Source organism: Streptomyces sp. RFCAC02 (assembly GCF_004193175.1).
Taxonomy (GTDB): domain Bacteria; phylum Actinomycetota; class Actinomycetes; order Streptomycetales; family Streptomycetaceae; genus Streptomyces.
The window spans coordinates 2,528,183-2,550,467 of sequence record NZ_SAUH01000001.1; the positions used below are offsets into that span (position 1 = coordinate 2,528,183).

Genomic DNA, 22,285 nt, shown 5'->3' on the forward strand with positions numbered 1-22,285 from the left:
CCGCTCGTCAGCCGTGGCCGGTGAGTGCCACGCGGAAGCCCACGTCGTCCACGCGGAACGCGGGGTGGCTGCGGCGGCGTACGGATGCGCGGCAGCTCCAGTGTTCGTCGAACCAGCCGCCCCCGCGCAGCACCCTGTACGTCCCGTACACCTCCGGGTCGTACAGGTCCCAGCACCACTCCCACACGTTCCCCAGCATGTCGTGCAGGCCCCACGCGTTGGGCTGTCTGCCGCCCACCTCGTGCGGACGCCCGTCCGACGTGGCGCGGTACCAGGCGATGTCGTCGAGCGGGCCGTGGCGCGGCCCGGTCGTCCCGGCGCGGCAGGCGTGTTCCCACTCGGCCTCGGTCGGCAGCCGGTACCCGTCGGCGGCCGTGTCCGGAACGACGTCGTCACCGCCGGACGCGTAGGCGGGCGTGCGGCCCTCCCGCCGCGACAGGGCGTCGCAGAACGCGACCGCGTCCCGCCACGACACCTCGGCGACGGGCAGCCGCCCCTCGCCCTCCCCAGGCGCGGCGCCGCCAGTGACCTCCGCGTACAGCGCGCGCGTAACCGGGACCGCCGCGAGCCGGTACGGCGCCACCTCGACGGGCCAGGTACGCCGCGTCCGCCGGTCCGACAGCGTGACCCGTCCCGGCGGCACGGCGACCATTCCCTCCATGTCCATGAACGGATGATCCTACGGCCGGTGTCCCCGCGTCACGCGTCCCGCCGCCGCAGCGCCGCGTACCCCATCCCCTGCGCGAGCGCCGCCCACGCGGCGATGACGACCACCGCCGCGACCGGCGACAGCGGGTTCGCCGTGTCGCTGTCCAGCAGGATCAGCCCCGCGCGCCCCGGCAGGTACTCGGCGCCCGTCGTCGCCGCGACCATCGGCAGCGCCAGCATCACCGTCAGGACGACGCTCATCGTGCCGGCCGAACTGCGGATCCACGCCGCCACACCGACCGTCAGGACGGCCGTCAGCACGAGGTACAGCACGATCGCCACGCCGTCCCCGAACAGCTCCCCCGCGCCGCCCGTGCCGTACTCCCCGAGCCCGACCGCCGACGCCGCGAGCCCGACGCACGCCGCCACCGCGCCCAGCACGAGCGTCACCGCCGTCACGACGATCGTCTTCGCCGCCAGCACACGGCCCCGCGCCGGATCCGCCGTCAGCGTCACCCGCAGCGAGCCCGTCGAGAACTCCGTCGTCATCGCCAGCATCGCCAGCGCCACGACACCGAACTGCGCCAGCATCACGGACTCGCTCGCCGGCTCCCCGATCGACAGCGTCAGCCCGTCCGCGCTCTCCCCGGCCTCCACGTCACCCGCGAAGTCGATGCCCATGACCAGCGACACGAGCGCCATCAGCACCACCGTGCTGGCCAGCGCCCACCAAGTGGACCGCACCGACCAGAACTTGATCCACTCCGAGCCCAGCGTCCCGCGCCACACACGCGTCTCCATGCCTCTTCCGTTCCTCGCTCGATCCCCGTACGCCACCGGTTCAGGACGCCGCGAACCGCACCGCGTCGGCGGTCAGTTCCCGGTAGGCGTCCTCCAACGACGGCTGCCGCGTCGTCAGTTCGGACAGCGGCAGGCCCGACCGGTACGCGGCGAGACCCACCTGCTCGGCGGAGACGCCCCCCACCGCGAGCCGCCCGCCCGGCTCGGCCGACACACGCGCCCCCTCGCCCGCCAGCAGCTCGCCGAGCGCCGCGAGCCCCGCCGGGTCCGGGCTCCCCACGACGACGGCCACCCCGGAACTCGCCCCGATGACCTCCGCCAGCGGCGCGTCGGCGATCAGCCGGCCCCGCCCGATCACCACGAGCTGATCCGCCATGAGCTGCATCTCGCTCATCAGATGACTGGAGACGAACACCGCCCGGCCCTCGGCCGACAGCGACCTGATCAGTTCCCGGATCCAGATGACCCCGTCCGGGTCGAGACCGTTCACCGGCTCGTCGAGGACAAGCACCCGCGGGTCGCCGAGGAGCGCCGCGGCCACCCCGAGGCGCTGGCTCATGCCCAGCGAGAACGTGCCGGCACGCCGCCCCCCGACCTCCGTCAGACCCACCGTCGCCAGCACCTCGTCCACCCGGCGCTCCGGGATGTCGTGCGTACGCGCCAGCGCCCGCAGGTGCGTGCGCGCCGAGCGGCCCGGGTGCACGGCCTTCGCGTCCAGCAGCGCGCCGACCTCGCGCAGTGGATGCCGCAGTTCGGCGTACGGCCGCCCGCCCACGAGCGCCCGTCCCGCCGTGGGCCGGTCGAGCCCCAGGATCATGCGCATCGTCGTGGACTTGCCCGCGCCGTTCGGCCCGAGGAACCCGGTGACCCGGCCCCCCGCCACCGTCAGGTCGAGCCCGTCCACCACCACGGAGTCCCCGTAGCGCTTCGTCAGCCCCTCCAGCGTGATCACGTCGTCTCCCGCGCCCTTCCGTCGTCAGCGGACCATCGACGCGGACCACGCTAGGAAGCGGCACCCCCGCCCCGTATCTGCCGAACGGCGCCTCCACCCCCGACTTTCGTCAACGAAAGGCGTCCCGCCCCGTACGGACGGGGCGGGACGCGGAGGTGACCGGGCGCGAGGGGATCAGCAGGCGCGCGTGGACCCGACGTCCTCCAGGTACGGGTCCCAGATCCAGCCGTTGATGGAGTCGTCGTCGAAGTGGTTGTAGGCGCGGACGTGACTCCAGGTGTTACCGGCCGAGTTGAAGACATAGCAGTGGTAGTAGATGTCCATGTAGAACAGGGCTTCACCCACCACCGGACAGCCCGCGTTCGGCCCGGAATGGAGCGGGGCCGACGACCTGCCGTCCTCGAGCGACCCAACCCCCGCGTCCTTGTTGGACCAGTCCGGGTGCGTGCACGCGGCTGCCGCGGTCTCGGCGGCCACCGCCCCGGGCGCGGTCCCCAGACCGAACGCCAGCAGCGCTGCCGACGTCCCGAGCACCACGCTCCGTCGTATGTCCTTCACGACTGTCTCCTCGCACTCGCGCATGGCCGCTCCCTGTTGGAGACCTCTTCGCCATACGCAGCAGTATGGACAGTACCCGCCGCCCGCCCACGAGCGCCCGCCCCGTACGGACGGGGCGGGACGCGGAGGTGACCGGGCGCGAGGGGATCAGCAGGCGCGCGTGGACCCGAAGTCGTCCAGGTACTCGTCCCAGATCCAGCCGTTGATGGACTCACCGTCGAAACGGTTGTAGGCGCGGACGTGACTCCAGGAGTTCCCGGCCGAGTTGATGACGTAGCAGTGGTAGTAGATGTCCATGTGGAACAGGGCCTCACCCACCACCGGACAGCCCGCGTTCGGCCCGGAGTGGAGCGGGGCTTCGTACCTGCTGCCCTCGAGGGACCCGACCCCCGCGTCCCGGTTGGACCAGCTCGGGTGCGTGCACGCGGCAGCCGCGGACTCGGCGGCCACCGCTCCGGGCGCGGTCCCCAGACCGAGCGCCAGCAGCGCCGCCGACGTCCCGAGCACCGCACTCCGTCGTACGTTCTTCACAACTGTCTCCTCGCACGCGCGCATGGCCGTTCCCAGGATGGAAACCCCCTTCGCCATACGCAGCGGTATGGACAGTACCCGCCGCCGGCCACAGGGTGAACAAAGTGACGCGGATCCCCCAACGCACCGGTGCCCGTCCCCCGGCTCGGGGAACGGGCACCGGCACTGTGCGCGGGCGGGCGTCACTTGTCCTCGGAGGACTCCTCCGCGGTCTCGCCCTTCGCCTCGTCGGCGGCCTCGTTCACGGCCTCCGTCTCGGTGTCCGCGGTGGCCTTGGCCGCGTCGGACTCCTTCACGGAACGCCGCGTCGCCGCCTCGGCCTCGCCCACCGCCTCCTGCTGCACGGTGAGGGCCTCCACCAGCTCGATCACGGCCATCGGCGCGTTGTCGCCGCGGCGCGGGCCGAGCTTGGTGATCCGGGTGTAGCCGCCCGGACGGTTGGCGAACTTCGGACCGATCTCCGTGAACAGGGTGTGCACGACACTCTTGTCACGGATGGTCTGCATCACCTGGCGACGGTTGTGCAGGTCGCCCTTCTTCGCCTTGGTGATGAGCCGCTCGGCCACCGGACGCAGCCGGCGCGCCTTGGCGACGGTCGTGGTGATCCGGCCGTGCTCGAACAGCGAGGTGGCGAGGTTCGCCAGCATCAGACGCTCGTGGGCGGGGCTGCCGCCCAGCCTGCGGCCCTTGGTGGGCGTAGGCATGACTCTCTCCTGTCGGTTCTGCACCGGCCGTACCAGGTACCGGTGTCAGCGGAGCCGCCGGGGAGCCCCGGCGGCGGATCGGCCGCCGGGCCGCCCGCCGGATGACGGACGGCCCGGGGCCGGTCGGCTCAGTACTGCTCGGTCTCCACGAAGCCCGGGTCGCCGTCGTCCTCCGCGCCGAACGCGTCGGCCGCGGTGGTCGGGTCGAATCCGGGCGGGCTGTCCTTGAGGGCCAGGCCCATGCCGGCCAGCTTCGCCTTGACCTCGTCGATCGACTTGGCGCCGAAGTTGCGGATGTCGAGGAGGTCCGCCTCGGACCGGGCCACCAGCTCGCCCACCGAGTGGATGCCCTCGCGCTTCAGGCAGTTGTAGGAGCGGACGGTCAGCTCCAGCTCCTCGATGGGCAGCGCCAGGTCGGCGGCGAGCGCCGCGTCCGTCGGCGACGGGCCCATGTCGATGCCCTCGGCGTCCACGTTCAGCTCGCGCGCGAGGCCGAACAGCTCGACCAGCGTCTTGCCCGCCGACGCCATGGCGTCACGCGGCCGCATGGCCTCCTTGGTCTCGACGTCGACGATCAGCTTGTCGAAGTCGGTGCGCTGCTCGACACGGGTGGCCTCGACCTTGTAGGTGACCTTCAGCACGGGGCTGTAGATCGAGTCCACCGGGATGCGGCCGATCTCCTGACCGGCCTGCTTGTTCTGCACCGCGGAAACGTAGCCGCGACCGCGCTCGACGGTCAGCTCCATCTCCAGCTTGCCCTTGTTGTTCAGGGTGGCGAGAACGAGGTCGGGGTTGTGCACCTCGACACCGGCCGGCGGCGCGATGTCGGCGGCGGTGACGAGCCCGGGACCCTGCTTGCGCAGGTACATCACGACCGGCTCGTCGTGCTCCGAGGAGACGACGAGCTGCTTGATGTTGAGGATGAGGTCGGTCACGTCCTCCTTGACGCCCGGCACGGTGGTGAACTCGTGCAGGACACCGTCGATCCGGATGCTGGTGACAGCCGCGCCCGGGATCGAGGAGAGGAGGGTACGCCGCAGGGAGTTGCCGAGGGTGTAGCCGAAGCCCGGCTCCAGCGGCTCGATGACGAACCGGGAACGGAACTCGTCCACGACCTCTTCGGTCAGTGACGGTCGCTGAGCGATCAGCATGTGAGGAACTCCAGTCTTCGGCACCCGCTATTTGATGCCGAGCCAGACAACAGGTGGAACACCGCTCCCCCGGACGTACGGGCGGGCCGGCGCGCGGCCGGCCCGCCCGTACCCCGTGACGAGCGTGTGCCGGGCCGTACTACTTCGAGTACAGCTCGACGATGAGCTGCTCCTGCACCTGGGTGTCGATCACCTGGCGCTCGGGCAGCGAGTGGACGAGGATCCGAAGCTGCGCGGGGACGGTCTCCAGCCACGCGGGAACGGTCTTCTCGCCGGCCTCCGCCTTGGCCACCTCGAAGGGGGTCAGGTTGCGGGAGGACTCACGGACCTCGACGATGTCGTTGGGCGACACGCGCGCCGAGGGGATGTCGGTCTTCCGGCCGTTGACCGTGATGTGGCCGTGCCGGACGAGCTGACGGGCGTGGTCGCGGGACTTGGCGAAGCCGGCCCGGTAGACCACGTTGTCGAGGCGGGTCTCGAGGATGCGCAGCAGGTTCTCACCGGTCTTGCCGGTCTGCCGGTTGGCCTCGTTGTAGTACCCGCGGAACTGCTTCTCCAGGACACCGTAGATACGCGCGCACTTCTGCTTCTCGCGCTTCTGCAGCAGGTACTCGCTGTCCTTGGTGCGCCCGCGTCCGTGCTCACCCGGGGGGTAAGGACGGATCTCGATCGGGCACTTAGCGCTCTCGCACTTGGCTCCCTTGAGGAAGAGCTTCTGCTTCTCCCGACGGCAACGCTTGCAGTCGGCCCCGGTGTAACGCGCCATTGTCTATCAGTCTCCTACTTCACCTGGTCAGACGCGGCGGCGCTTCGGCGGGCGGCAGCCGTTGTGCGGGGTCGGGGTCACGTCCTGGATCGAACCGACCTCCAGGCCGGTCGCCTGGAGGGAGCGGATCGCGGTCTCACGACCGGACCCCGGGCCCTTCACGAAGACGTCGACCTTGCGCATGCCGTGCTCCTGCGCACGGCGCGCGGCGCTCTCCGCGGCCATCTGCGCGGCGAACGGCGTGGACTTCCGGGAACCCTTGAAGCCGACGTGGCCGGCGGAGGCCCAGGAGATCACGTTGCCCGTGGGGTCGGTGATCGAGACGATGGTGTTGTTGAACGTGCTCTTGATGTGGGCGTGCCCGTGAGCGACGTTCTTCTTCTCCTTGCGGCGCACCTTCTTGGCGCCGGCCGTACGGCCCTTAGGAGGCATCTGGTCCTAACTCCTGCTGAGGTGATCGGTCCTGCTACCGGACCTGATGGAAAGGTTCCGGTGCGGACTACTTCTTGCCCGGCTTCTTCTTACCGGCGATCGCGCGGCGCGGACCCTTGCGGGTGCGCGCGTTCGTCTTGGTGCGCTGGCCGTGCACGGGCAGCCCACGCCGGTGGCGCAGGCCCTCGTAGCAGCCGATCTCGACCTTGCGGCGGATGTCGGCCTGGATCTCCCGGCGGAGGTCACCCTCGGTCTTGAGGTTGGCGTCCACGTAGTCACGGATCTTGACGAGGTCGTCCTCGACGAGGTCACGGACGCGCGTGTCCGGGTTCACCCCGGTCGCGGCCAGGGTCTCCTTGGCACGGGTGCGCCCGATGCCGAAGACGTAGGTGAGGGCGACCTCGACGCGCTTGTCGCGCGGAAGGTCAACGCCTGCGAGGCGTGCCATTGATCTGGCTCCTGTAGCGGTAGTGGAGGTCTGCCGCAGCGCCGTTCCCTGGGGCTCCCGAGGGAGCGCTCCGGGTCCCCGGCCTCCGACCGGGGGTGTCGTCCCCGCGCGCGGCGCGCGAGGGGTCGGGCGACTGCGTATCTGTGTGTGGCGTGTGGAAGCGGCTGCGTGAGTGCAGGCCCGCCGCGATCAGCCCTGGCGCTGCTTGTGGCGCAGGTTCTCGCAGATGACCATGACCCGGCCGTGGCGGCGGATCACCTTGCACTTGTCGCAGATCTTCTTGACGCTCGGCCTGACCTTCATGGTTCTGAGGTTCTCCGGGTCGAGAGATCCACTGATCTCGATCTACTTGTAGCGGTAGACGATCCGCCCGCGCGTCAGGTCGTAGGGAGAGAGCTCCACCACGACCCGGTCGTCGGGAAGAATACGGATGTAGTTCATCCGCATCTTGCCGCTGATGTGCGCGAGGACCTGGTGCCCGTTCTGAAGCTCCACCCTGAACATCGCGTTCGGGAGAGATTCGACGACCGTGCCCTCGATCTCGATGGCCCTTGTTTTTTGGCCATACTTGAGCGCTTCACCTTCCGGGATCGGCTACCTGGACAGCCCTGAACGCATGGGTGCACCAGGACCGAAGGGTCAGTTTACGCCTGCCCACCCGAAAAGACGAATCAGTGATCCATTCCCCCGAAGAGAGATCACGAAACGGACTACGCGAGCGGGTCGGGCGCCGCCGTGACGCCGAGGGCGGCCAGCCGCGCGCGGCCGCCGTCCGGGGCGGTCAGCACGATCGGCCCCTCCTCCGTCAGGGCGACGGAGTGCTCCCAGTGCGAGGACCAGGTGCCGTCGTTCGACTTCACGGTCCACTCGTCGGCCAGGACGTGCGTCTTCGGGGTGCCGAGCGTCAGCATCGGCTCGATCGCGAGGCACATCCCCGGCACGAGGCGCGGCCCGCGGCCCCGCCGGCGGTCCACGTAGTTCAGCAGGTGGGGGTCCATGTGCATCTCGCTGCCGATGCCGTGCCCGCCGTACTGCTCGACGATGCCGTACTTCCCGCCCGGGGGCAGCGGCTGGCGCCGGACGTACGTCTCGACGGCGCGGGAGATGTCCACGAGGCGGTTGCCCTTGCGCATGGCCGCGATACCGGCCCACAGGGAGTCCTCGGTGACGCGGCTCAGCTCCAGCAGCTCGGCGCCGTGGCCGTCGCCGACGAACACGGTGATCGCCGCGTCGGCGTGCCAGCCGTTCACGATGGCGCCGGCGTCGATGGAGATCATGTCGCCGGACTTCAGGACCGTCGCGCGGTCCGGGATGCCGTGGACGACGACGTCGTTCACGGAGGTGCAGATCGTCGCGGGGAAGCCGCCGTAGCCGAGGAAGTTCGGCTTGGCACCGTGGTCGGCCAGGACCTGGGCGGCGACGTCGTCCAGGTCCTTGGTGCTGGCACCCGGGACCGCCGCCTCCGCCGTCCGGCGGTGTATCTCGGCGACCACCAGACCTGCGGCACGCATGTGCGCGATCTGCTCGGGTGTCTTCAGCTCCAGCATGCGCTTCCCTCTCCCCGCGCCGCCGGATCAGGCGGCGCGTTCCGACAGGGCCTCCACGGCCCGCCGGGTCACCTCGGGCACGGGGGCGAGCGCCGGAATGGTGGCGACGAGCCCCTGCTCGCGGTAGTAGTCGATGATCGGCTCGGTCTCCTGGTGGTAGACCGCGAGCCGGCGGCGGACGGTGTCCTCCCGGTCGTCCTCCCGCTGGTACAGCTCGCCGCCGCACACGTCGCACACGCCCTCCTGCTTCGGGCGCTTGTACTCGACGTGGAAGGTGTGGCTGCTGTCGTTGCGGCAGGTGCGGCGGCCCGCGATGCGCTTGACCACCTCGTCCTCGGGGACCTCCAGGTCCAGGACCGCGTCGAGACGCTGCCCGGCCTCCCCCAGCACGTCGTCCAGCGCCTTGGCCTGGACGATGTTGCGGGGGAAGCCGTCGAGCAGGAAACCGTCCTCGGCGTCCGGCTGCGCCATGCGGTCCGCGGCCATCGCGAGGGTGATCTCGTCGGGGACGAGGCCGCCCTCGTTCAGGATGGACTTGACGCGGCGGCCGAGCTCCGTGCCCTGGCGGATGTTCGCGCGGAACAGATCACCGGTGGAGATGTGCGGGATCGACAGGCGCTCGGCGAGCAGGGCGGCCTGTGTGCCCTTGCCCGCACCCGGCGGACCGACGAGGACGATGCGCATCAGCGGAGGAACCCTTCGTAATTACGCTGGTGGAGCTGGCTCTCGATCTGCCGCACCGTTTCCAGGCCCACACCCACGATGATCAGGATCGAGGTGCCACCGAAGGGGAAGTCCTGCTGCGCGTCGAACATGACCAGCGCCACCATGGGCACCAGGGCGATGAGCCCCAGGTAGAGCGACCCGGGCCAGGTGATGCGGTTCAGCACGTAGCTCAGGTATTCGACCGTGGGGCGGCCCGCCCGGATACCCGGGATGAACCCACCATACTTCTTCATGTTTTCCGCCACGTCCTCAGGGTTGAACGTGATGGCCACGTAGAAGAACGCGAAGAACACGATGAGCAGGAAGTACACCGCGATGTAGAGGGGGTGATCACCCTTCGTGAAGTACCGCTGCACCCAGTCGGTCCAACCACCGGAATCCGTGCCGGCGAACTGGACGATGAGCTGGGGGATGTAGAGCAGGGACGAGGAGAAGATGACCGGGATCACACCGGCCTGGTTCACCTTGAGGGGGATGTAGGTCGAGGTGCCGCCGTACGAGCGACGGCCGATCATCCGCTTGGCGTACTGGACGGGGATGCGGCGCTGGGCCAGCTCCACGAACACGACAAGGCCCACCATGGCCATGCCGCACAGCGCCACCACGCCGAACTCGATCCAGCCGCCGGCCAGGCTGCCCTGCTGCTTGATCTGCCACATCGCGGCCGGGAAGCCGGCGGCGATGGAGGCGAACATCAGCATCGACATGCCGTTGCCGATGCCGCGGTCGGTGATCAGCTCACCCATCCACATGATCAGCGCGGTCGCGGAGGTCAGGGCGATCACCATGACGATCGTGGTGAAGAGGCCCTCGTCCGGGATGATGTCGCCACCCACGGAGCACGAGGGGAAGAGGGTGCCACTGCGGGCGGTCGCCACCAGGCCGGTGGCCTGGAGCACCGCGAGCGCCATCGTGAGATAGCGCGTGTATTGTGTGATCTTCGCCTGACCGGCCTGCCCCTCCTTCTTGAGGGCCTCCAGCCGGGGGATCACGACGACGAGCAGCTGCAGGATGATGCTCGCCGTGATGTACGGCATGATGCCGAGCGCGAAGATCGTCAGCTGCAGCAGGGCGCCGCCACTGAACATGTTGACCAGACCGAACAGGCCGGAACCAGCACCGGCGGCATCGGCCTCCTTCACACACTGGTCGACGTTCTGGAAGCTGACGCCCGGCACCGGCACATGCTGTCCGAGCCGGAACACCACGACGATGCCAAGGGTGAAGAGCAGCTTCTTACGCAGGTCGGGCGTCTGGAACGCCCGTGCGAACGCGGTGAGCACGGCTCCTCCTGCGCCCCCCGCGTCGTGCGCGAGAGGTTTCGGTCTTGAAGTCCAACGGGATGAGGCACAACTAGCAGTCTTGAGGCGACAACGCACGCCACCTTACCGGCGTAACCGCCGGGCTGGAACGACTGACCGGGGATGCCCTTCTCTCTGGGCATCCCCGGTCACTCACGTTCCCTACCGACCGATATCCGGTTTGTTCAGGAACGGTCGGTAATGGTCCCGCCCGCGGCGGTGATCTTCTCCTTGGCGGACGCGGAGACGGCGTCCACCGTCACCGTGAGCGCCACGGAGATCTCACCCGATCCGAGGACCTTCACCAGCTCGTTCTTGCGCACCGCGCCCTTGGCGACCAGGTCCGCGACCGTCACCTCGCCACCCTCGGGGTAGAGGGCGGCGAGCCGGTCGAGGTTGACGACCTGGAACTGCTTGTGGGCGGGGTTGCGGAAGCCCTTGAGCTTCGGCAGCCGCTGGATCAGCGGGAGCTGACCGCCCTCGAAGCCCGCCTTGACCTGGTACCGGGCCTTGGTGCCCTTGGTACCGCGGCCCGCGGTCTTGCCCTTGGACGCCTCACCGCGACCCACACGGATCTTGGCCTTCCTGGCGCCGGGGGCGGGGCTGAGGTTGTGCAGGCCCAGGGGCTCGCTGCGGTCGCCGGCCTGGGTGTCCTTGGCGAGGTCCGCCATCTCAGTCCACCTCCTCGACCGTCACGAGGTGCCGCACGGTGTTCGCCATGCCGCGGATCTCGGGACGGTCCTCCTTCACCACCACGTCGTTGATGCGGCGCAGCCCGAGGGAGCGCAGCGTCTCGCGGTGGTTCTGCTTGCTCCCGATCCGGGACTTCACCTGGGTGATCTTGAGCTGTGCCATCACGCACCCACCCCGGCACGCGCCCGCAGCAGAGCGGCGGGAGCGACGTCCTCCAGCGGCAGGCCGCGGCGGGCCGCGATCTCCTCGGGGCGCTGCAGGCCCTTCAGAGCGGCCACCGTGGCGTGCACGATGTTGATCGGGTTGGAGGAGCCGAGCGACTTGCTGAGCACGTCGTGGATGCCGGCGCACTCCAGCACGGCACGCACCGGGCCACCGGCGATCACACCGGTACCGGGCGACGCCGGCTTCAGCAGCACGACACCCGCGGCCTCCTCACCCTGGATCGAGTGGGGGATGGTGCCCTGGATGCGGGGGACCTTGAAGAAGTGCTTCTTGGCCTCCTCCACACCCTTGGCGATGGCGGCCGGCACCTCCTTGGCCTTGCCGTATCCGACACCCACGGTGCCGTCACCGTCGCCCACCACGACCAGCGCGGTGAAGCTGAAGCGACGACCACCCTTCACTACCTTGGCGACGCGGTTGATCGCGACGACGCGTTCGACGTACGCGGTCTTCTCGGCGGCAGCGCCGCCGTCCCGGCCCTTACGGTCCCGCCGCTCGCCGCCACCGGCGCCGCCACCGCGGCGCTGGGGTCCAGCCATTGGATTACCTTCCTCAGTTACTCGTAGCGGGACCGGCTCAGAACTTGAGCCCCGCCTCGCGGGCGGCGTCGGCCAGCGCGGCGACGCGCCCGGCGTACTTGTTGCCGCCGCGGTCGAACACGACGGACTCCACGCCGGCGGCCTTCGCACGCTCGGCGACCAGTGCGCCGACCTGCTTGGCCTTGTCGCTCTTGTCACCGGTCACGCCGCGGATGGACGCGTCCAGGGACGAGGCGGACGCCAGGGTGTGGCCGACGGAGTCGTCCACGACCTGCGCGACCATGTGCCGGTTCGAGCGCGTGACGACCAGGCGCGGACGCTCGGCCGTACCGGAGATCTTCTTCCGGATGCGGATGTGCCGCCGCTTCGTGGCGGTCCGCTTGCGCGCGTCGCCCTTGGCGATCTTGACACCGTATGCCATGGCTACTACCTACCAGCCTTTCCGACCTTGCGGCGGATGACTTCGCCCTCGTACTTGACGCCCTTGGCCTTGTACGGGTCGGGCTTGCGCAGCTTGCGGATCTTGGCTGCGACCTCGCCCACCTTCTGCTTGTCGATGCCCTCGACGCTGAAGCGCGTCTGGTTCTCGACCGTGAAGGTGATGCCCTCCGGGGGCTCGACCAGGATGGGGTGGCTGTAGCCGAGGGAGAACTCCAGGTTGGAGCCCTTGGCCTGGACACGGTAGCCGACACCGCTGATTTCGAGCTTCTTGATGTAACCCTGCGTCACACCGGTGATCATGTTGTTGACCAGGGTGCGGGACAGGCCGTGCAGGGCACGGTTGCGGTTCTCGTCGTTGGGACGGGACACCAGGATGGTGCCGTCCTCCGTGCGGGACACCTCGATGGGGGCGGCGACGGTGTGGCTCAGGGAACCCTTCGGCCCCTTCACGGCCACCGTGCGGCCATCGATGGTGACCTCCACACCGGCGGGAACCGGAATGGGCTGCTTGCCGATGCGCGACATGGCTCTTCCTCCGTTCCCTTCCGTTACCAGACGTAGGCGAGGACTTCCCCACCCACGCCCTTCTTCTGCGCCTGCTTGTCGGTCAGCAGGCCGTGCGATGTCGAGATGATCGCGACGCCCAGGCCGCCGAGGACCTTCGGCAGGCTGGTGGACTTCGCGTAGACCCGCAGGCCCGGCTTCGAGATCCGCTTGATGCCGGCGATGGAACGCTCGCGGTTCGGGCCGTACTTCAGCTCGAGGACCAGGGCGCGCCCCACCTGGGCGTCCTCGGTCTTCCAGCCGGTGATGTAGCCCTCCTGCTGGAGGATCTCCGCGATGTGCGTCTTGATCTTGCTGTGCGGCATCACGACGGAGTCGTGGTACGCCGAGTTCGCGTTGCGCAGACGGGTGAGCATGTCCGCGATCGGGTCGGTCATGGTCATGAAACGGCCTTGGGCCTCTCTCGCCGGGGTTTCCCCGCTTCCGGGGGACCTACGGCGTAGTCGGTGTTACCAGGAGCTCTTCGTGACGCCCGGCAGCTCGCCGCGGTGCGCCATCTCTCGGAGGCAGACCCGGCACAGACCGAACTTGCGGTACACGGAGTGCGGACGTCCGCAGCGCTGGCAGCGGGTGTACCCGCGCACCGAGAACTTCGGCTTGCGGCCGGCCTTGGCGATCAGGGCCTTCTTCGCCATCGGTCACGCCTCCTTGAACGGGAAACCGAGGAGACGCAGCAGGGTACGGCCTTCCTCGTCGGTGTTCGCCGTGGTGACGACGGTGATGTCCATGCCGCGCACCCGGTCGATCTGGTCGGGGTCGATCTCGTGGAACATGACCTGCTCCGTGAGACCGAAGGTGTAGTTGCCCCGGCCGTCGAACTGCTTCGGCGACAGGCCGCGGAAGTCACGGATGCGCGGGAGCGCCAGCGACAGCAGCCGGTCCAGGAACTCCCACATCCGGTCGCCCCGCAGCGTCACATGGGCGCCGATGGGCTGGCCCTCGCGCAGCTTGAACTGCGCGATGGACTTGCGGGCCTTCGTCACGGTCGGCTTCTGACCGGTGATCGTGGCGAGGTCGCGCACGGCGCCCTCCATGAGCTTGGCGTCGCGCGCGGCGTCGCCCACACCCATGTTGACCACGATCTTGGTCAGGCCCGGCACCTGCATGATGTTCGGGTAGCTGAACTCGTCACGCAGCTTGCCGATGATCTCTTCGCGGTACCGCGTCTTCAGACGCGGCGCGCTGCTGGTGGTGGCAGTCGTCATCAGATGTCCTCACCGGTACGGCGGGCAACGCGGATCTTGTTGCCCTCCTCGTCGAAGCGGTATCCGACCCGGGTGGTGACCTTCTTGCCGTCCTTCTCCACGACGAGCGCGACATTGCTCACGTGGATGGGAGCCTCGGTCGTGATGATGCCGCCGGTCTTCGAGCCACGGGCCGTCTGTCCGGCCTTGGTGTGCTTCTTGACCCGGTTGACACCCTCGACCAGGACGCGGTCCTCGCGCGGGTAGGCCACGATGACCTTGCCCTGCTTGCCCTTGTCCTTGCCGGTGATGACCTGGACCAGGTCGCCCTTCTTGATCTTCATCGGTTACAGCACCTCCGGCGCGAGGGAGATGATCTTCATGAACTTCTTCTCGCGCAGTTCCCGGCCCACGGGGCCGAAGATACGGGTGCCGCGGGGGTCGCCGTCGTTCCGCAGAATGACGGCGGCGTTCTCGTCGAACCGGATGTAGGAACCGTCCGGCCGGCGGCGCTCCTTGACGGCGCGCACGATGACCGCCTTGACGACGTCACCCTTCTTCACGTTGCCGCCGGGGATCGCGTCCTTGACGGTGGCGACGATGACATCGCCGATGCCCGCGTAGCGGCGCCCGGAACCACCGAGAACGCGGATGCAGAGAATCTCCTTCGCACCCGTGTTGTCGGCGACGCGCAGTCGCGACTCCTGCTGGATCATGTCGTTACTTCGCCTTCTCCAGAATCTCTACGACGCGCCAGCGCTTCGTGGCCGACAGCGGCCGCGTCTCCATCAGGAGGACGCGGTCGCCGACACCCGCGGCGTTCTGCTCGTCGTGCGCCTTGAGCCTGCTGGTGCGGCGGATGATCTTGCCGTACAGGGCGTGCTTCACCCGGTCCTCGACAGCGACGACGACGGTCTTGTCCATCTTGTCGCTGACGACCAGACCCTCCCGGGTCTTCCGCCGGCCGCGCTCGGTGGTCTCAGTCACAGTCTTCTCACTCATCAGGCGTTGTCACCCGCCCCGGCGTCACCGGTGGGAGCCACCGACTCGATGCCGAGCTCGCGCTCCCGCATGAGGGTGTAGATCCGGGCGATGTCCTTGCGCACGGCGCGGAGCCGGCTGTTGTTCTCCAGCTGACCGGTCGCCGCCTGGAAGCGGAGGCGGAACAGCTCCTCCTTCGCCTCGCGCAGCTTCACGACGAGCTCCTCGTCGTTCAGCTCGCGCAGATCGGAGACCTTGGTACCGGCAGCCATCACGCCTCACCTGCCTCGCGCCGGACGATCCGGCACTTCATCGGAAGCTTGTGAGCGGCGCGGGTGAGCGCCTCACGAGCGATCTTCTCGTTGGGGTAGGACAGCTCGAACATCACGCGCCCCGGCTTGACGTTCGCGACCCACCACTCCGGCGAACCCTTGCCGGAACCCATGCGGGTCTCGGCCGGCTTCTTGGTCAGCGGGCGGTCCGGGTAGATGTTGATCCAGACCTTGCCGCCACGCTTGATGTGCCGGGTCATCGAGATACGCGCGGCCTCGATCTGCCGGTTGGTCACGTAGGCGGCGGTGACGGCCTGGATGCCGTACTCACCGAACGCGACCTCCGTGCCACCCTTCGCCTGACCGCTCCGCTTGGGGTGGTGCTGCTTGCGGTACTTGACCTTGCGAGGGATCAGCATGCCTCAGCTCTCCCCTCCGGCGGAGCCGGTCGACTGGTTGGTGCCCGCGGCCTCGGCGGCCGGAGCCCCCGCGGTCGCGTCGGCCTTCTGTGCCTCGGCGGCGGGCGCGCCCTGCTGCGGACGGCGGCCACGGCCACCGCGCTCGCCACGGCCGCCACGGGCCGGGCGGTCGGCGCCGCCACGGGCGGGACGGTTGCCGGCGCGGGCGGCGGCGTTCTCGGCGCGGACCTCGGCGATGTTCTTGACGTCGCCCTTGTAGATCCACACCTTCACGCCGATGCGGCCGAAGGTGGTGCGGGCCTCGAAGAAGCCGTAGTCCACGTTCGCGCGCAGCGTGTGCAGGGGCACGCGGCCCTCGCGGTAGAACTCGGAGCGGGACATCTCGGCGCCGCCGAGACGACCGCCGCACTGGATCTTGATGCCCTTGGCGCCGGCCTTGATCGTGCTCTGCATCGACTTGCGCATCGCACGACGGAAGGAGACGCGGGAGGACAGCTGCTCGGCGACCGCCTGGGCGACGAGCTGCGCGTCCAGCTCGGGGTTCTTGACCTCGAGGATGTTGAACTGGATCTGCTTGCCGGTGAGCTTCTCCAGGTTGCCCCGGAGCCGGTCGGCCTCCGCGCCGCGGCGGCCGATGACGATGCCCGGCCGGGCGGTGTGGACGTCGACGCGGACGCGGTCACGGGTGCGCTCGATCTCCACCTTGGAGATGCCCGCGCGCTCCATGCCCTGCGTCAGCATGCGGCGGATGGCCACGTCTTCCTTGACGTAGTCCTTGTAGAGCTTGTCGGCGTACCAGCGCGACTTGAAGTCGGTCGTGACGCCGAGGCGGAACCCGTGCGGGTTGACCTTCTGACCCATTACCGGGTTCCCTCCTTGCTGCCCACGACCACGGTGATGTGGCTGGTGCGCTTGCGAATCCGGTAGGCACGGCCCTGGGCGCGCGGCCGGAACCGCTTCAGGGTCGGACCCTCATCGACGTATGCCTCCTTGACGTAGAGGTCGTCGATGTCGGTGTGGTCGAAGTTGTGTGCGGCGTTCGCGATGGCGCTGTCGAGCACCTTGCCCACCGGAACGCTCGCGGCCTGCGGGGCGAACCGCAGGACGGCCTGCGCCTCGGTGGCGCCCTTGCCGCGGATGAGGTCCACCACACGGCGGGCCTTCATGGGCGTGACGCGGATGTACCGCGCACGAGCCACGGCTTCCATGGTTGTCCCTTCGGTGTCGGTCGGGGAGTCGGTCATGATCTGCGCACCCCGCTCAGCGACGCCGCGACTTGCGGTCGTCCTTGACGTGACCGCGGAACGTGCGGGTCGGCGCGAACTCGCCGAGCTTGTGGCCGACCATCGACTCGGTGACGAACACCGGGACGTGCTTACGGCCGTCGTGCACCGCGATCGTGTGGCCCAGCATGGCCGGGACGATCATCGAGCGGCGGGACCAGGTCTTGATGACGTTCTTGGACCCCGTGTCGTTCTGCGCGTCCACCTTCTTGATCAGGTGGTCGTCGACGAAGGGTCCCTTCTTGAGACTGCGCGGCATCGAACCTGCTCCTAGCGCTTCTTGTTCGTCTTGCGGCGGCGGACGATGTACTTGTTGCTGGCCTTCTTCGGCGAGCGCGTACGGCCTTCCTTCTTGCCCCAGGGCGAGACCGGGTGGCGACCACCCGAGGTCCGGCCCTCGCCACCACCGTGGGGGTGGTCGACGGGGTTCATCACGACGCCGCGGACGCTCGGCCGGACGCCCTTCCAGCGCATCCGGCCGGCCTTGCCCCAGTTGATGTTCGACTGCTCGGCGTTGCCGACCTCGCCGACGGTGGCGCGGCAGCGGACGTCGACCAGGCGGATCTCACCCGACGGCATGCGGAGGTGGGCCATGCGGCCCTCCTTCGCGAGGAGCTGGACCGACGCACCGGCGGAGCGGGCGAACTTCGCGCCGCCGCCCGGCTGGAGCTCGATGGCGTGGATGACGGTACCGACCGGGATGTTGCGCAGCGGCAGGTTGTTGCCGGGCTTGATGTCGGCGCCGGCGCCGTTCTCCACGCGGTCACCCTGCTTCAGGTGGGCCGGCGCGATGATGTACCGCTTCTCGCCGTCCGCGTAGTGCAGCAGCGCGATGCGGGCGGTGCGGTTCGGGTCGTACTCGATGTGCGCGACCTTCGCGGGCACGCCGTCCTTGTCGTGCCGACGGAAGTCGATCAGGCGGTAGGCGCGCTTGTGGCCACCGCCCTGGTGGCGGACGGCCACGCGACCGGCGTTGTCCCGGCCACCCTTGCTGTGCAGGGGGCGGACCAGCGACTTCTCCGGCGTGGACCGCGTGATCTCGACGAAGTCGGCGACGCTGGCGCCTCGACGGCCCGGCGTCGTCGGCTTGTACTTGCGGATTCCCATGTCTTAGTCCTCGTCCGGTATCGGACGGACCGGCTCTCGCTAGGAGAGGACCGGGCCGCCGAAGATGTCGATGCTTTCGCCCTCGGCAAGGGTCACGATGGCGCGCTTGGTGTTGGCGCGCCGACCGAAACCGGTACGGGTGCGCTTGCGCTTGCCCTGCCGGTTGATCGTGTTGACCCCGACGACCTTGACCGAGAAGACCGCCTGGACGGCCTGCTTGATCTGGGTCTTGTTGGCGCGCGGGTCGACGATGAACGTGTACTTGTTCTCGTCGAGCAGCGCGTAGCTCTTCTCGGACACGACGGGCTTGATCAGGATGTCGTGCGGTGCGGAGAACTCCTTGCTGGAGACCTCGGCGGTGCGTGCCTCGTCGCTCATCGGGCGTCGCTCCCCTCGGGCGTCTTGTCGAACGCGACCTTGGCGGCCGCGGCCGGGCCGGCCACGAAGCGGTCGAAGGCGGCCTTGGTGAAGACGACGTCTTCGGAGCCGAGCACGTCGTACGTGTTGAGCTGGCCGGGGTCGATCACGTGGACCCTGGGCAGGTTGCGCGCCGACAGCCAGGACTCGCGGTCGGAGCGCTCGGCCACCAGCAGCAGCTTGCGGTCCTCGGCGATCTTGCCGAACAGCCCGCGGGCGCCCTTGGTCGAGATCTCGCCGTCGACGACGCCGCTGACGACGTGCACGCGGTCGTGCTGCGCCCGGTCGGTGAGGGCACCGCGCAGGGCGGCGGCCTTCATCTTCTTCGGGGTCCGCTGCGTGTAGTCACGCGGCACGGGGCCGTGCACGACGCCACCGCCGGTGAACTGCGGGGCGCGGGTCGAACCCTGGCGGGCGCGGCCGGTGCCCTTCTGGCGGTACGGCTTCTTGCCACCGCCGCGGACCTCGCCGCGGGTCTTCGCCTTGTGCGTGCCCTGGCGGGCGGCCGCGAGCTGGGCGACGACGACCTGGTGGATCAGCGGGACGCTGACCTTCGCGTCGAAGATCTCCGCGGGGAGTTCGACGGTGCCGGTCTTCTCGCCCGCCGGGGACAGGATGTCAATGGTCTTGGTCATGGCTCAACTCACGCCCCCTTGGCCGCAGTGCGGACCAGGACGAGGCCGCCGTTGGGACCGGGGACGGCGCCCTTGATGAGCAGCAGTCCCTTCTCCGCGTCAACGGCGTGGACGGTCAGGTTCTGGGTGGTGACGCGCTCGTTGCCCATACGGCCGGCCATGCGCAGGCCCTTGAACACGCGGCCCGGGGTGGCGCAGCCGCCGATGGAGCCCGGCGAGCGGTGCTTGCGCTGGGTGCCGTGGGAGGCGCCGAGACCGCGGAAGCCGTGGCGCTTCATGACACCGGCGGTGCCCTTGCCCTTGGTCTTGCCGGTCACGTCGACCTTGACGCCGGAGTCGAACACCTCGGCGGTGATCTCCTGGCCGAGGGTGTACTCGGCGGCGTCGGCGGTCCGCAGCTCGACCAGGTGGCGGCGCGGGGTGACGTCGGCCTTGGCGAAGTGGCCCTTGAGGGGCTTGTTCACCTTGCGCGGGTCGATCTCGCCGAAGGCGATCTGGACGGCCTCGTAGCCGTCGCGGTCGTTGGTGCGCACCTGGGTCACGATGCAGGGGCCGGCCTTGACCACGGTCACCGGGACGACACGGTTGTTCTCGTCCCAGACCTGGGTCATGCCGAGCTTCTCGCCCAGGACGCCCTTGATCTGCTTGGTCATCTCTCTTCCGCGCCTCTCAGAGCTTGATCTCGATGTCGACGCCGGCCGGAAGGTCCAGGCGCATCAGCGAGTCAACGGTCTTGGGGGTGGGGTCGAGGATGTCGATCAGCCGCTTGTGGGTGCGCATCTCGAAGTGCTCGCGCGAGTCCTTGTACTTGTGCGGCGACTTGATGACGCAGTACACGTTCTTCTCTGTGGGCAGCGGCACCGGGCCCGCGACCGACGCTCCCGTGCGGGTCACCGTCTCGACGATCTTCTTCGCCGAGTTGTCGATGACCTCGTGGTCGTAGGCCTTGAGCCGGATGCGGATCTTCTGTCCCGCCATGGCTACTTCGTCGTCCCTGTCTCTTCTTCACGCTCCGGCACCCGTCGGAACCCCCCTCCGCTCCGACCCACGCGGTCGGGCGTGTCGTACTCGTTCCCGGATTTCACCGCAGGGGGTTTCCTCCGTGAGGAGTGTGGGGAGAACATCCACCGGGTGCCTGGCCGCAGCCCCGCGCACGCTTCCCGGAAGATCCCGGTATTTCCGCACCTGATCAGGGGCGACGAATACAGTGGGACTCGCTTCCGGTCCTCCCGGCGGGAGGCGCGCGGCATCGGCTTGCGACCGAGCAACCTGGTCAGTGTGCCACATCGTGCGGCGGCGGGGCCAATCGGCCCAAGGATTCCGGCCCCGCGCGCCACCCCGCCGCCGTCCTTCGCGCGGGGCCTGCTATGCGCACTCCCCCGCCGCCTCCCGCACCCGCCGCGCGCCGCGCCGGTGTTGGCCGCCCGCGGGCGCCCCGGACCCCCGCCCCACCGCCGTCAACCACCCGGAGTGTGACATCACTCTCATCAGTGATGCGGCGGGTCGGGCGCGTGCAGCCGCAGCACCGCGCGTTCCGCCCAGGCGGGCGGCGGCGGCCCGGCCCTGGAGACGGCCACCATCACCGCGAACGCGAGCGGAACCGTCCATGCCGCGGGCTGGGCCAGCAGGACGGCCGCGGCCCCGGCCGCCTCCGTCACCACGGACGCGAGCGCCGCCCCCGTCGCCGAGAGCACCCCCGCCACGAGCCCGGCGGCGGCGCCGGCCGGCGTCAGCCCGCGCCACCAGATCCCGAGCACCAGCAGCGGGCAGAAGGTGGAGGCCGCCACGGCGAACGCCCAGCCCACCGCCACGTTGATGTCCACCGAGCGCGCCGGCAGCGACAGCACGACGGCCACCAGCGCGCCCGCCGCCACCGCCCGCCGCAGCCGGGGCACGCTCGCCCGCGACAGGTCGTGCGTGAGGCCGCCGGCCAGCGCGAGCAGCAGCCCGGACGAGGTGGACAGGAACGCGGCGAACGCCCCCGTCGCCACCACCGCCGTCAGCACCGACCCCCAGGCGCCCGGGACGATCGCGCCGGGCAGCACGATCGTGACCGTGTCGGTGTCGCCGCCGGTCCCGAGCCCGGGCGTGAAGACGCGCCCGAGCAGCCCGTACACGGCGGGGAACAGGTAGAAGAGGCCGAGCAGCACGATCACGCCCACCGCGACGCGCCGCGCGGTCCTGGCGGTGGCGCTCGTGTGGAAGCGCATGACGACGTGCGGCAGCCCGGCGGCCCCGAGGGTCGTGGCGAGCAGCACGGACCAGGTGGCGAGCAGCGGCTGCCCGGCCCCCTCGATGTCGAGCAGCGGACGGCTCCACTCGGTGACGTCGACGCGCAGCGCCTCCGAGCGGGCGTCGGCGCCGGCGCGGACGACGAGGAAGACGGCGGGCACGGCGATGAAGAGGAGCTTCACCAGGTAGTGGAACGCCTGCACGTAGGTCGCCGAGCGCATGCCGCCCACCGTGATGGAGACGGTGACGACGGCGCCGGCGAGGACGACGCCGACCCAGTACGGCGTGCCGCTGACCAGGTGCAGCACGACGCCCGCGCCCTTGAACTGCGGCACGAGGTACAGCCACATGATCACGAGGACGATCACGGCGCACAGCCGCCTGATCGGCCGGGACCCCAGGCGGTAGTCGGCGAAGTCGGGGACGGTGTACGCGCCGGAGCGGCGCATCGGGCCGGCGACGAGCGCGGCGGCCACGACGTAGCCGGCGGTGAAGCCGACCGCGTACCAGAGGCTGCCGATGCCGTACTTGAGCATCAGTCCGGCGAGGCCGAGGACGGACGCGGCGGAGACGTACTCGCCCGCGATGGCGAGGGCGTTCCAGCCGGGGGCGACGCGGCGCGAGGCGACGAGGAAGTCGGGGGTGGTGGCGCGGGCGGCGCGGACGCCGTACACGCCGATGACCATGCTCGCGGTGACGAGGAGGCCGATGGTGACGAGCCCCGGCAC

The 22,285-nt window shown here is 69.5% G+C and carries 37 protein-coding genes; all 37 read right to left on the reverse strand.

All coding sequences use genetic code 11. The features are described 5' to 3' along the window. Nucleotides 1–7: 7 nt before the first annotated feature. A complete protein-coding gene (locus tag EMA09_RS11535; protein WP_129840976.1) occupies nt 8–667 on the reverse strand; it encodes a formylglycine-generating enzyme family protein in 660 nt (219 codons plus the stop codon). A 32-nt stretch (nt 668–699) separates the two neighbouring features. After that, the gene (locus EMA09_RS11540) at nt 700–1,449 is read right to left on the reverse strand and encodes an ABC transporter permease (protein ID WP_129840977.1); all 750 of its coding nucleotides are present in this window, start codon (nt 1,447–1,449) and stop codon (nt 700–702) included. Between the two features lie 40 nt (nt 1,450–1,489). Further along, complete coding sequence (locus EMA09_RS11545; protein ID WP_129840978.1) at nt 1,490–2,401, reverse strand: ATP-binding cassette domain-containing protein; 912 nt, start codon at nt 2,399–2,401, stop codon at nt 1,490–1,492. A 174-nt stretch (nt 2,402–2,575) separates the two neighbouring features. Further along, the gene (locus EMA09_RS11550; RefSeq protein ID WP_240796353.1) at nt 2,576–2,959 is read right to left on the reverse strand and encodes an SH3 domain-containing protein; all 384 of its coding nucleotides are present in this window, start codon (nt 2,957–2,959) and stop codon (nt 2,576–2,578) included. 147 nt (nt 2,960–3,106) lie between these two features. Next, on the reverse strand, nt 3,107–3,490 hold the full coding sequence (locus EMA09_RS11555; protein ID WP_129840979.1) for an SH3 domain-containing protein: 384 nt from the start codon (nt 3,488–3,490) through the stop codon (nt 3,107–3,109). A 182-nt stretch (nt 3,491–3,672) separates the two neighbouring features. Next, entirely contained in the window at nt 3,673–4,194 is a 522-nt protein-coding gene (gene rplQ / locus EMA09_RS11560; protein WP_129840980.1) for a 50S ribosomal protein L17, read from the reverse strand. Between the two features lie 128 nt (nt 4,195–4,322). Then, nucleotides 4,323–5,345, reverse strand: coding sequence for a DNA-directed RNA polymerase subunit alpha (locus tag EMA09_RS11565; RefSeq protein WP_129840981.1), 1,023 nt, complete (start codon nt 5,343–5,345; stop codon nt 4,323–4,325). Between the two features lie 139 nt (nt 5,346–5,484). After that, entirely contained in the window at nt 5,485–6,111 is a 627-nt protein-coding gene (gene rpsD, locus EMA09_RS11570) for a 30S ribosomal protein S4 (protein WP_129840982.1), read from the reverse strand. Nucleotides 6,112–6,138: 27 nt separating this feature from the next. Continuing rightward, complete coding sequence (rpsK, locus tag EMA09_RS11575) at nt 6,139–6,543, reverse strand: 30S ribosomal protein S11 (protein WP_004571845.1); 405 nt, start codon at nt 6,541–6,543, stop codon at nt 6,139–6,141. A 67-nt stretch (nt 6,544–6,610) separates the two neighbouring features. Continuing rightward, a complete protein-coding gene (rpsM, locus tag EMA09_RS11580) occupies nt 6,611–6,991 on the reverse strand; it encodes a 30S ribosomal protein S13 (protein ID WP_129840983.1) in 381 nt (126 codons plus the stop codon). Between the two features lie 189 nt (nt 6,992–7,180). Continuing rightward, nucleotides 7,181–7,294, reverse strand: a complete 114-nt coding sequence (rpmJ, locus tag EMA09_RS11585) for a 50S ribosomal protein L36 (protein ID WP_049567412.1) — start codon at nt 7,292–7,294, stop codon at nt 7,181–7,183. A 42-nt stretch (nt 7,295–7,336) separates the two neighbouring features. After that, the gene (gene infA, locus EMA09_RS11590; RefSeq protein ID WP_206306057.1) at nt 7,337–7,537 is read right to left on the reverse strand and encodes a translation initiation factor IF-1; all 201 of its coding nucleotides are present in this window, start codon (nt 7,535–7,537) and stop codon (nt 7,337–7,339) included. Nucleotides 7,538–7,701: 164 nt separating this feature from the next. Beyond that, a complete protein-coding gene (map, locus tag EMA09_RS11595; RefSeq protein WP_129840985.1) occupies nt 7,702–8,538 on the reverse strand; it encodes a type I methionyl aminopeptidase in 837 nt (278 codons plus the stop codon). A gap of 27 nt (nt 8,539–8,565) precedes the next feature. Next, complete coding sequence (locus tag EMA09_RS11600; protein WP_129840986.1) at nt 8,566–9,222, reverse strand: adenylate kinase; 657 nt, start codon at nt 9,220–9,222, stop codon at nt 8,566–8,568. Further along, nucleotides 9,222–10,547 (reverse strand): preprotein translocase subunit SecY, encoded by a 1,326-nt coding sequence (secY, locus tag EMA09_RS11605; RefSeq protein ID WP_129840987.1) that lies wholly within the window; start codon nt 10,545–10,547, stop codon nt 9,222–9,224. Before secY ends, EMA09_RS11600 begins: the two co-directional genes overlap by 1 nt. Before the next feature lie 203 nt (nt 10,548–10,750). Further along, nucleotides 10,751–11,236: a 50S ribosomal protein L15 gene (rplO, locus tag EMA09_RS11610; protein WP_129840988.1), complete on the reverse strand. Its 486-nt coding sequence runs from the start codon at nt 11,234–11,236 to the stop codon at nt 10,751–10,753. Nucleotide 11,237: 1 nt separating this feature from the next. Continuing rightward, entirely contained in the window at nt 11,238–11,420 is a 183-nt protein-coding gene (gene rpmD / locus EMA09_RS11615; protein ID WP_129840989.1) for a 50S ribosomal protein L30, read from the reverse strand. Continuing rightward, nucleotides 11,420–12,022: a 30S ribosomal protein S5 gene (rpsE, locus tag EMA09_RS11620; protein ID WP_129840990.1), complete on the reverse strand. Its 603-nt coding sequence runs from the start codon at nt 12,020–12,022 to the stop codon at nt 11,420–11,422. The genes rpmD and rpsE overlap by 1 nt, the downstream gene beginning before the upstream one ends. Nucleotides 12,023–12,059: 37 nt before the next feature. Beyond that, nucleotides 12,060–12,443 (reverse strand): 50S ribosomal protein L18, encoded by a 384-nt coding sequence (gene rplR / locus EMA09_RS11625; protein ID WP_129840991.1) that lies wholly within the window; start codon nt 12,441–12,443, stop codon nt 12,060–12,062. Nucleotides 12,444–12,448: 5 nt separating this feature from the next. Continuing rightward, a complete protein-coding gene (gene rplF / locus EMA09_RS11630) occupies nt 12,449–12,988 on the reverse strand; it encodes a 50S ribosomal protein L6 (protein WP_129840992.1) in 540 nt (179 codons plus the stop codon). A 23-nt stretch (nt 12,989–13,011) separates the two neighbouring features. After that, entirely contained in the window at nt 13,012–13,410 is a 399-nt protein-coding gene (rpsH, locus tag EMA09_RS11635; protein WP_129840993.1) for a 30S ribosomal protein S8, read from the reverse strand. A gap of 66 nt (nt 13,411–13,476) precedes the next feature. Next, complete coding sequence (locus tag EMA09_RS11640; RefSeq protein WP_052849158.1) at nt 13,477–13,662, reverse strand: type Z 30S ribosomal protein S14; 186 nt, start codon at nt 13,660–13,662, stop codon at nt 13,477–13,479. A gap of 3 nt (nt 13,663–13,665) precedes the next feature. Continuing rightward, the gene (gene rplE, locus EMA09_RS11645) at nt 13,666–14,232 is read right to left on the reverse strand and encodes a 50S ribosomal protein L5 (protein WP_129840994.1); all 567 of its coding nucleotides are present in this window, start codon (nt 14,230–14,232) and stop codon (nt 13,666–13,668) included. Beyond that, nucleotides 14,232–14,555 carry a 50S ribosomal protein L24 gene (gene rplX, locus EMA09_RS28325; RefSeq protein ID WP_168220710.1) on the reverse strand — a complete coding sequence of 108 codons (324 nt, stop codon included), beginning with the start codon at nt 14,553–14,555 and terminating at the stop codon, nt 14,232–14,234. Before rplX ends, rplE begins: the two co-directional genes overlap by 1 nt. Before the next feature lie 3 nt (nt 14,556–14,558). Further along, nucleotides 14,559–14,927, reverse strand: a complete 369-nt coding sequence (gene rplN / locus EMA09_RS28330; protein ID WP_086158585.1) for a 50S ribosomal protein L14 — start codon at nt 14,925–14,927, stop codon at nt 14,559–14,561. 4 nt (nt 14,928–14,931) lie between these two features. After that, nucleotides 14,932–15,213 (reverse strand): 30S ribosomal protein S17, encoded by a 282-nt coding sequence (gene rpsQ, locus EMA09_RS11655; RefSeq protein WP_129840995.1) that lies wholly within the window; start codon nt 15,211–15,213, stop codon nt 14,932–14,934. Continuing rightward, on the reverse strand, nt 15,213–15,464 hold the full coding sequence (gene rpmC / locus EMA09_RS11660; protein ID WP_129840996.1) for a 50S ribosomal protein L29: 252 nt from the start codon (nt 15,462–15,464) through the stop codon (nt 15,213–15,215). The genes rpsQ and rpmC overlap by 1 nt, the downstream gene beginning before the upstream one ends. Then, on the reverse strand, nt 15,464–15,883 hold the full coding sequence (gene rplP / locus EMA09_RS11665; RefSeq protein ID WP_129840997.1) for a 50S ribosomal protein L16: 420 nt from the start codon (nt 15,881–15,883) through the stop codon (nt 15,464–15,466). The genes rpmC and rplP overlap by 1 nt, the downstream gene beginning before the upstream one ends. Before the next feature lie 3 nt (nt 15,884–15,886). Beyond that, nucleotides 15,887–16,744, reverse strand: coding sequence for a 30S ribosomal protein S3 (gene rpsC, locus EMA09_RS11670; protein WP_129840998.1), 858 nt, complete (start codon nt 16,742–16,744; stop codon nt 15,887–15,889). After that, nucleotides 16,744–17,091, reverse strand: coding sequence for a 50S ribosomal protein L22 (rplV, locus tag EMA09_RS11675; protein WP_129843982.1), 348 nt, complete (start codon nt 17,089–17,091; stop codon nt 16,744–16,746). Before rplV ends, rpsC begins: the two co-directional genes overlap by 1 nt. A 52-nt stretch (nt 17,092–17,143) precedes the next feature. Next, nucleotides 17,144–17,425 carry a 30S ribosomal protein S19 gene (gene rpsS / locus EMA09_RS11680; RefSeq protein ID WP_129840999.1) on the reverse strand — a complete coding sequence of 94 codons (282 nt, stop codon included), beginning with the start codon at nt 17,423–17,425 and terminating at the stop codon, nt 17,144–17,146. A gap of 11 nt (nt 17,426–17,436) precedes the next feature. Next, nucleotides 17,437–18,273: a 50S ribosomal protein L2 gene (rplB, locus tag EMA09_RS11685; protein WP_129841000.1), complete on the reverse strand. Its 837-nt coding sequence runs from the start codon at nt 18,271–18,273 to the stop codon at nt 17,437–17,439. A 39-nt stretch (nt 18,274–18,312) separates the two neighbouring features. After that, a complete protein-coding gene (rplW, locus tag EMA09_RS11690; protein ID WP_129841001.1) occupies nt 18,313–18,651 on the reverse strand; it encodes a 50S ribosomal protein L23 in 339 nt (112 codons plus the stop codon). Then, entirely contained in the window at nt 18,648–19,325 is a 678-nt protein-coding gene (rplD, locus tag EMA09_RS11695; RefSeq protein ID WP_129841002.1) for a 50S ribosomal protein L4, read from the reverse strand. The genes rplW and rplD overlap by 4 nt, the downstream gene beginning before the upstream one ends. An 8-nt stretch (nt 19,326–19,333) precedes the next feature. Further along, nucleotides 19,334–19,978 (reverse strand): 50S ribosomal protein L3, encoded by a 645-nt coding sequence (gene rplC, locus EMA09_RS11700; protein WP_129841003.1) that lies wholly within the window; start codon nt 19,976–19,978, stop codon nt 19,334–19,336. Nucleotides 19,979–19,994: 16 nt separating this feature from the next. Beyond that, entirely contained in the window at nt 19,995–20,303 is a 309-nt protein-coding gene (rpsJ, locus tag EMA09_RS11705; RefSeq protein ID WP_016473429.1) for a 30S ribosomal protein S10, read from the reverse strand. Nucleotides 20,304–20,812: 509 nt separating this feature from the next. Beyond that, nucleotides 20,813–22,285 (reverse strand): cation acetate symporter, encoded by a 1,473-nt coding sequence (locus EMA09_RS11710; RefSeq protein WP_206305938.1) that lies wholly within the window; start codon nt 22,283–22,285, stop codon nt 20,813–20,815.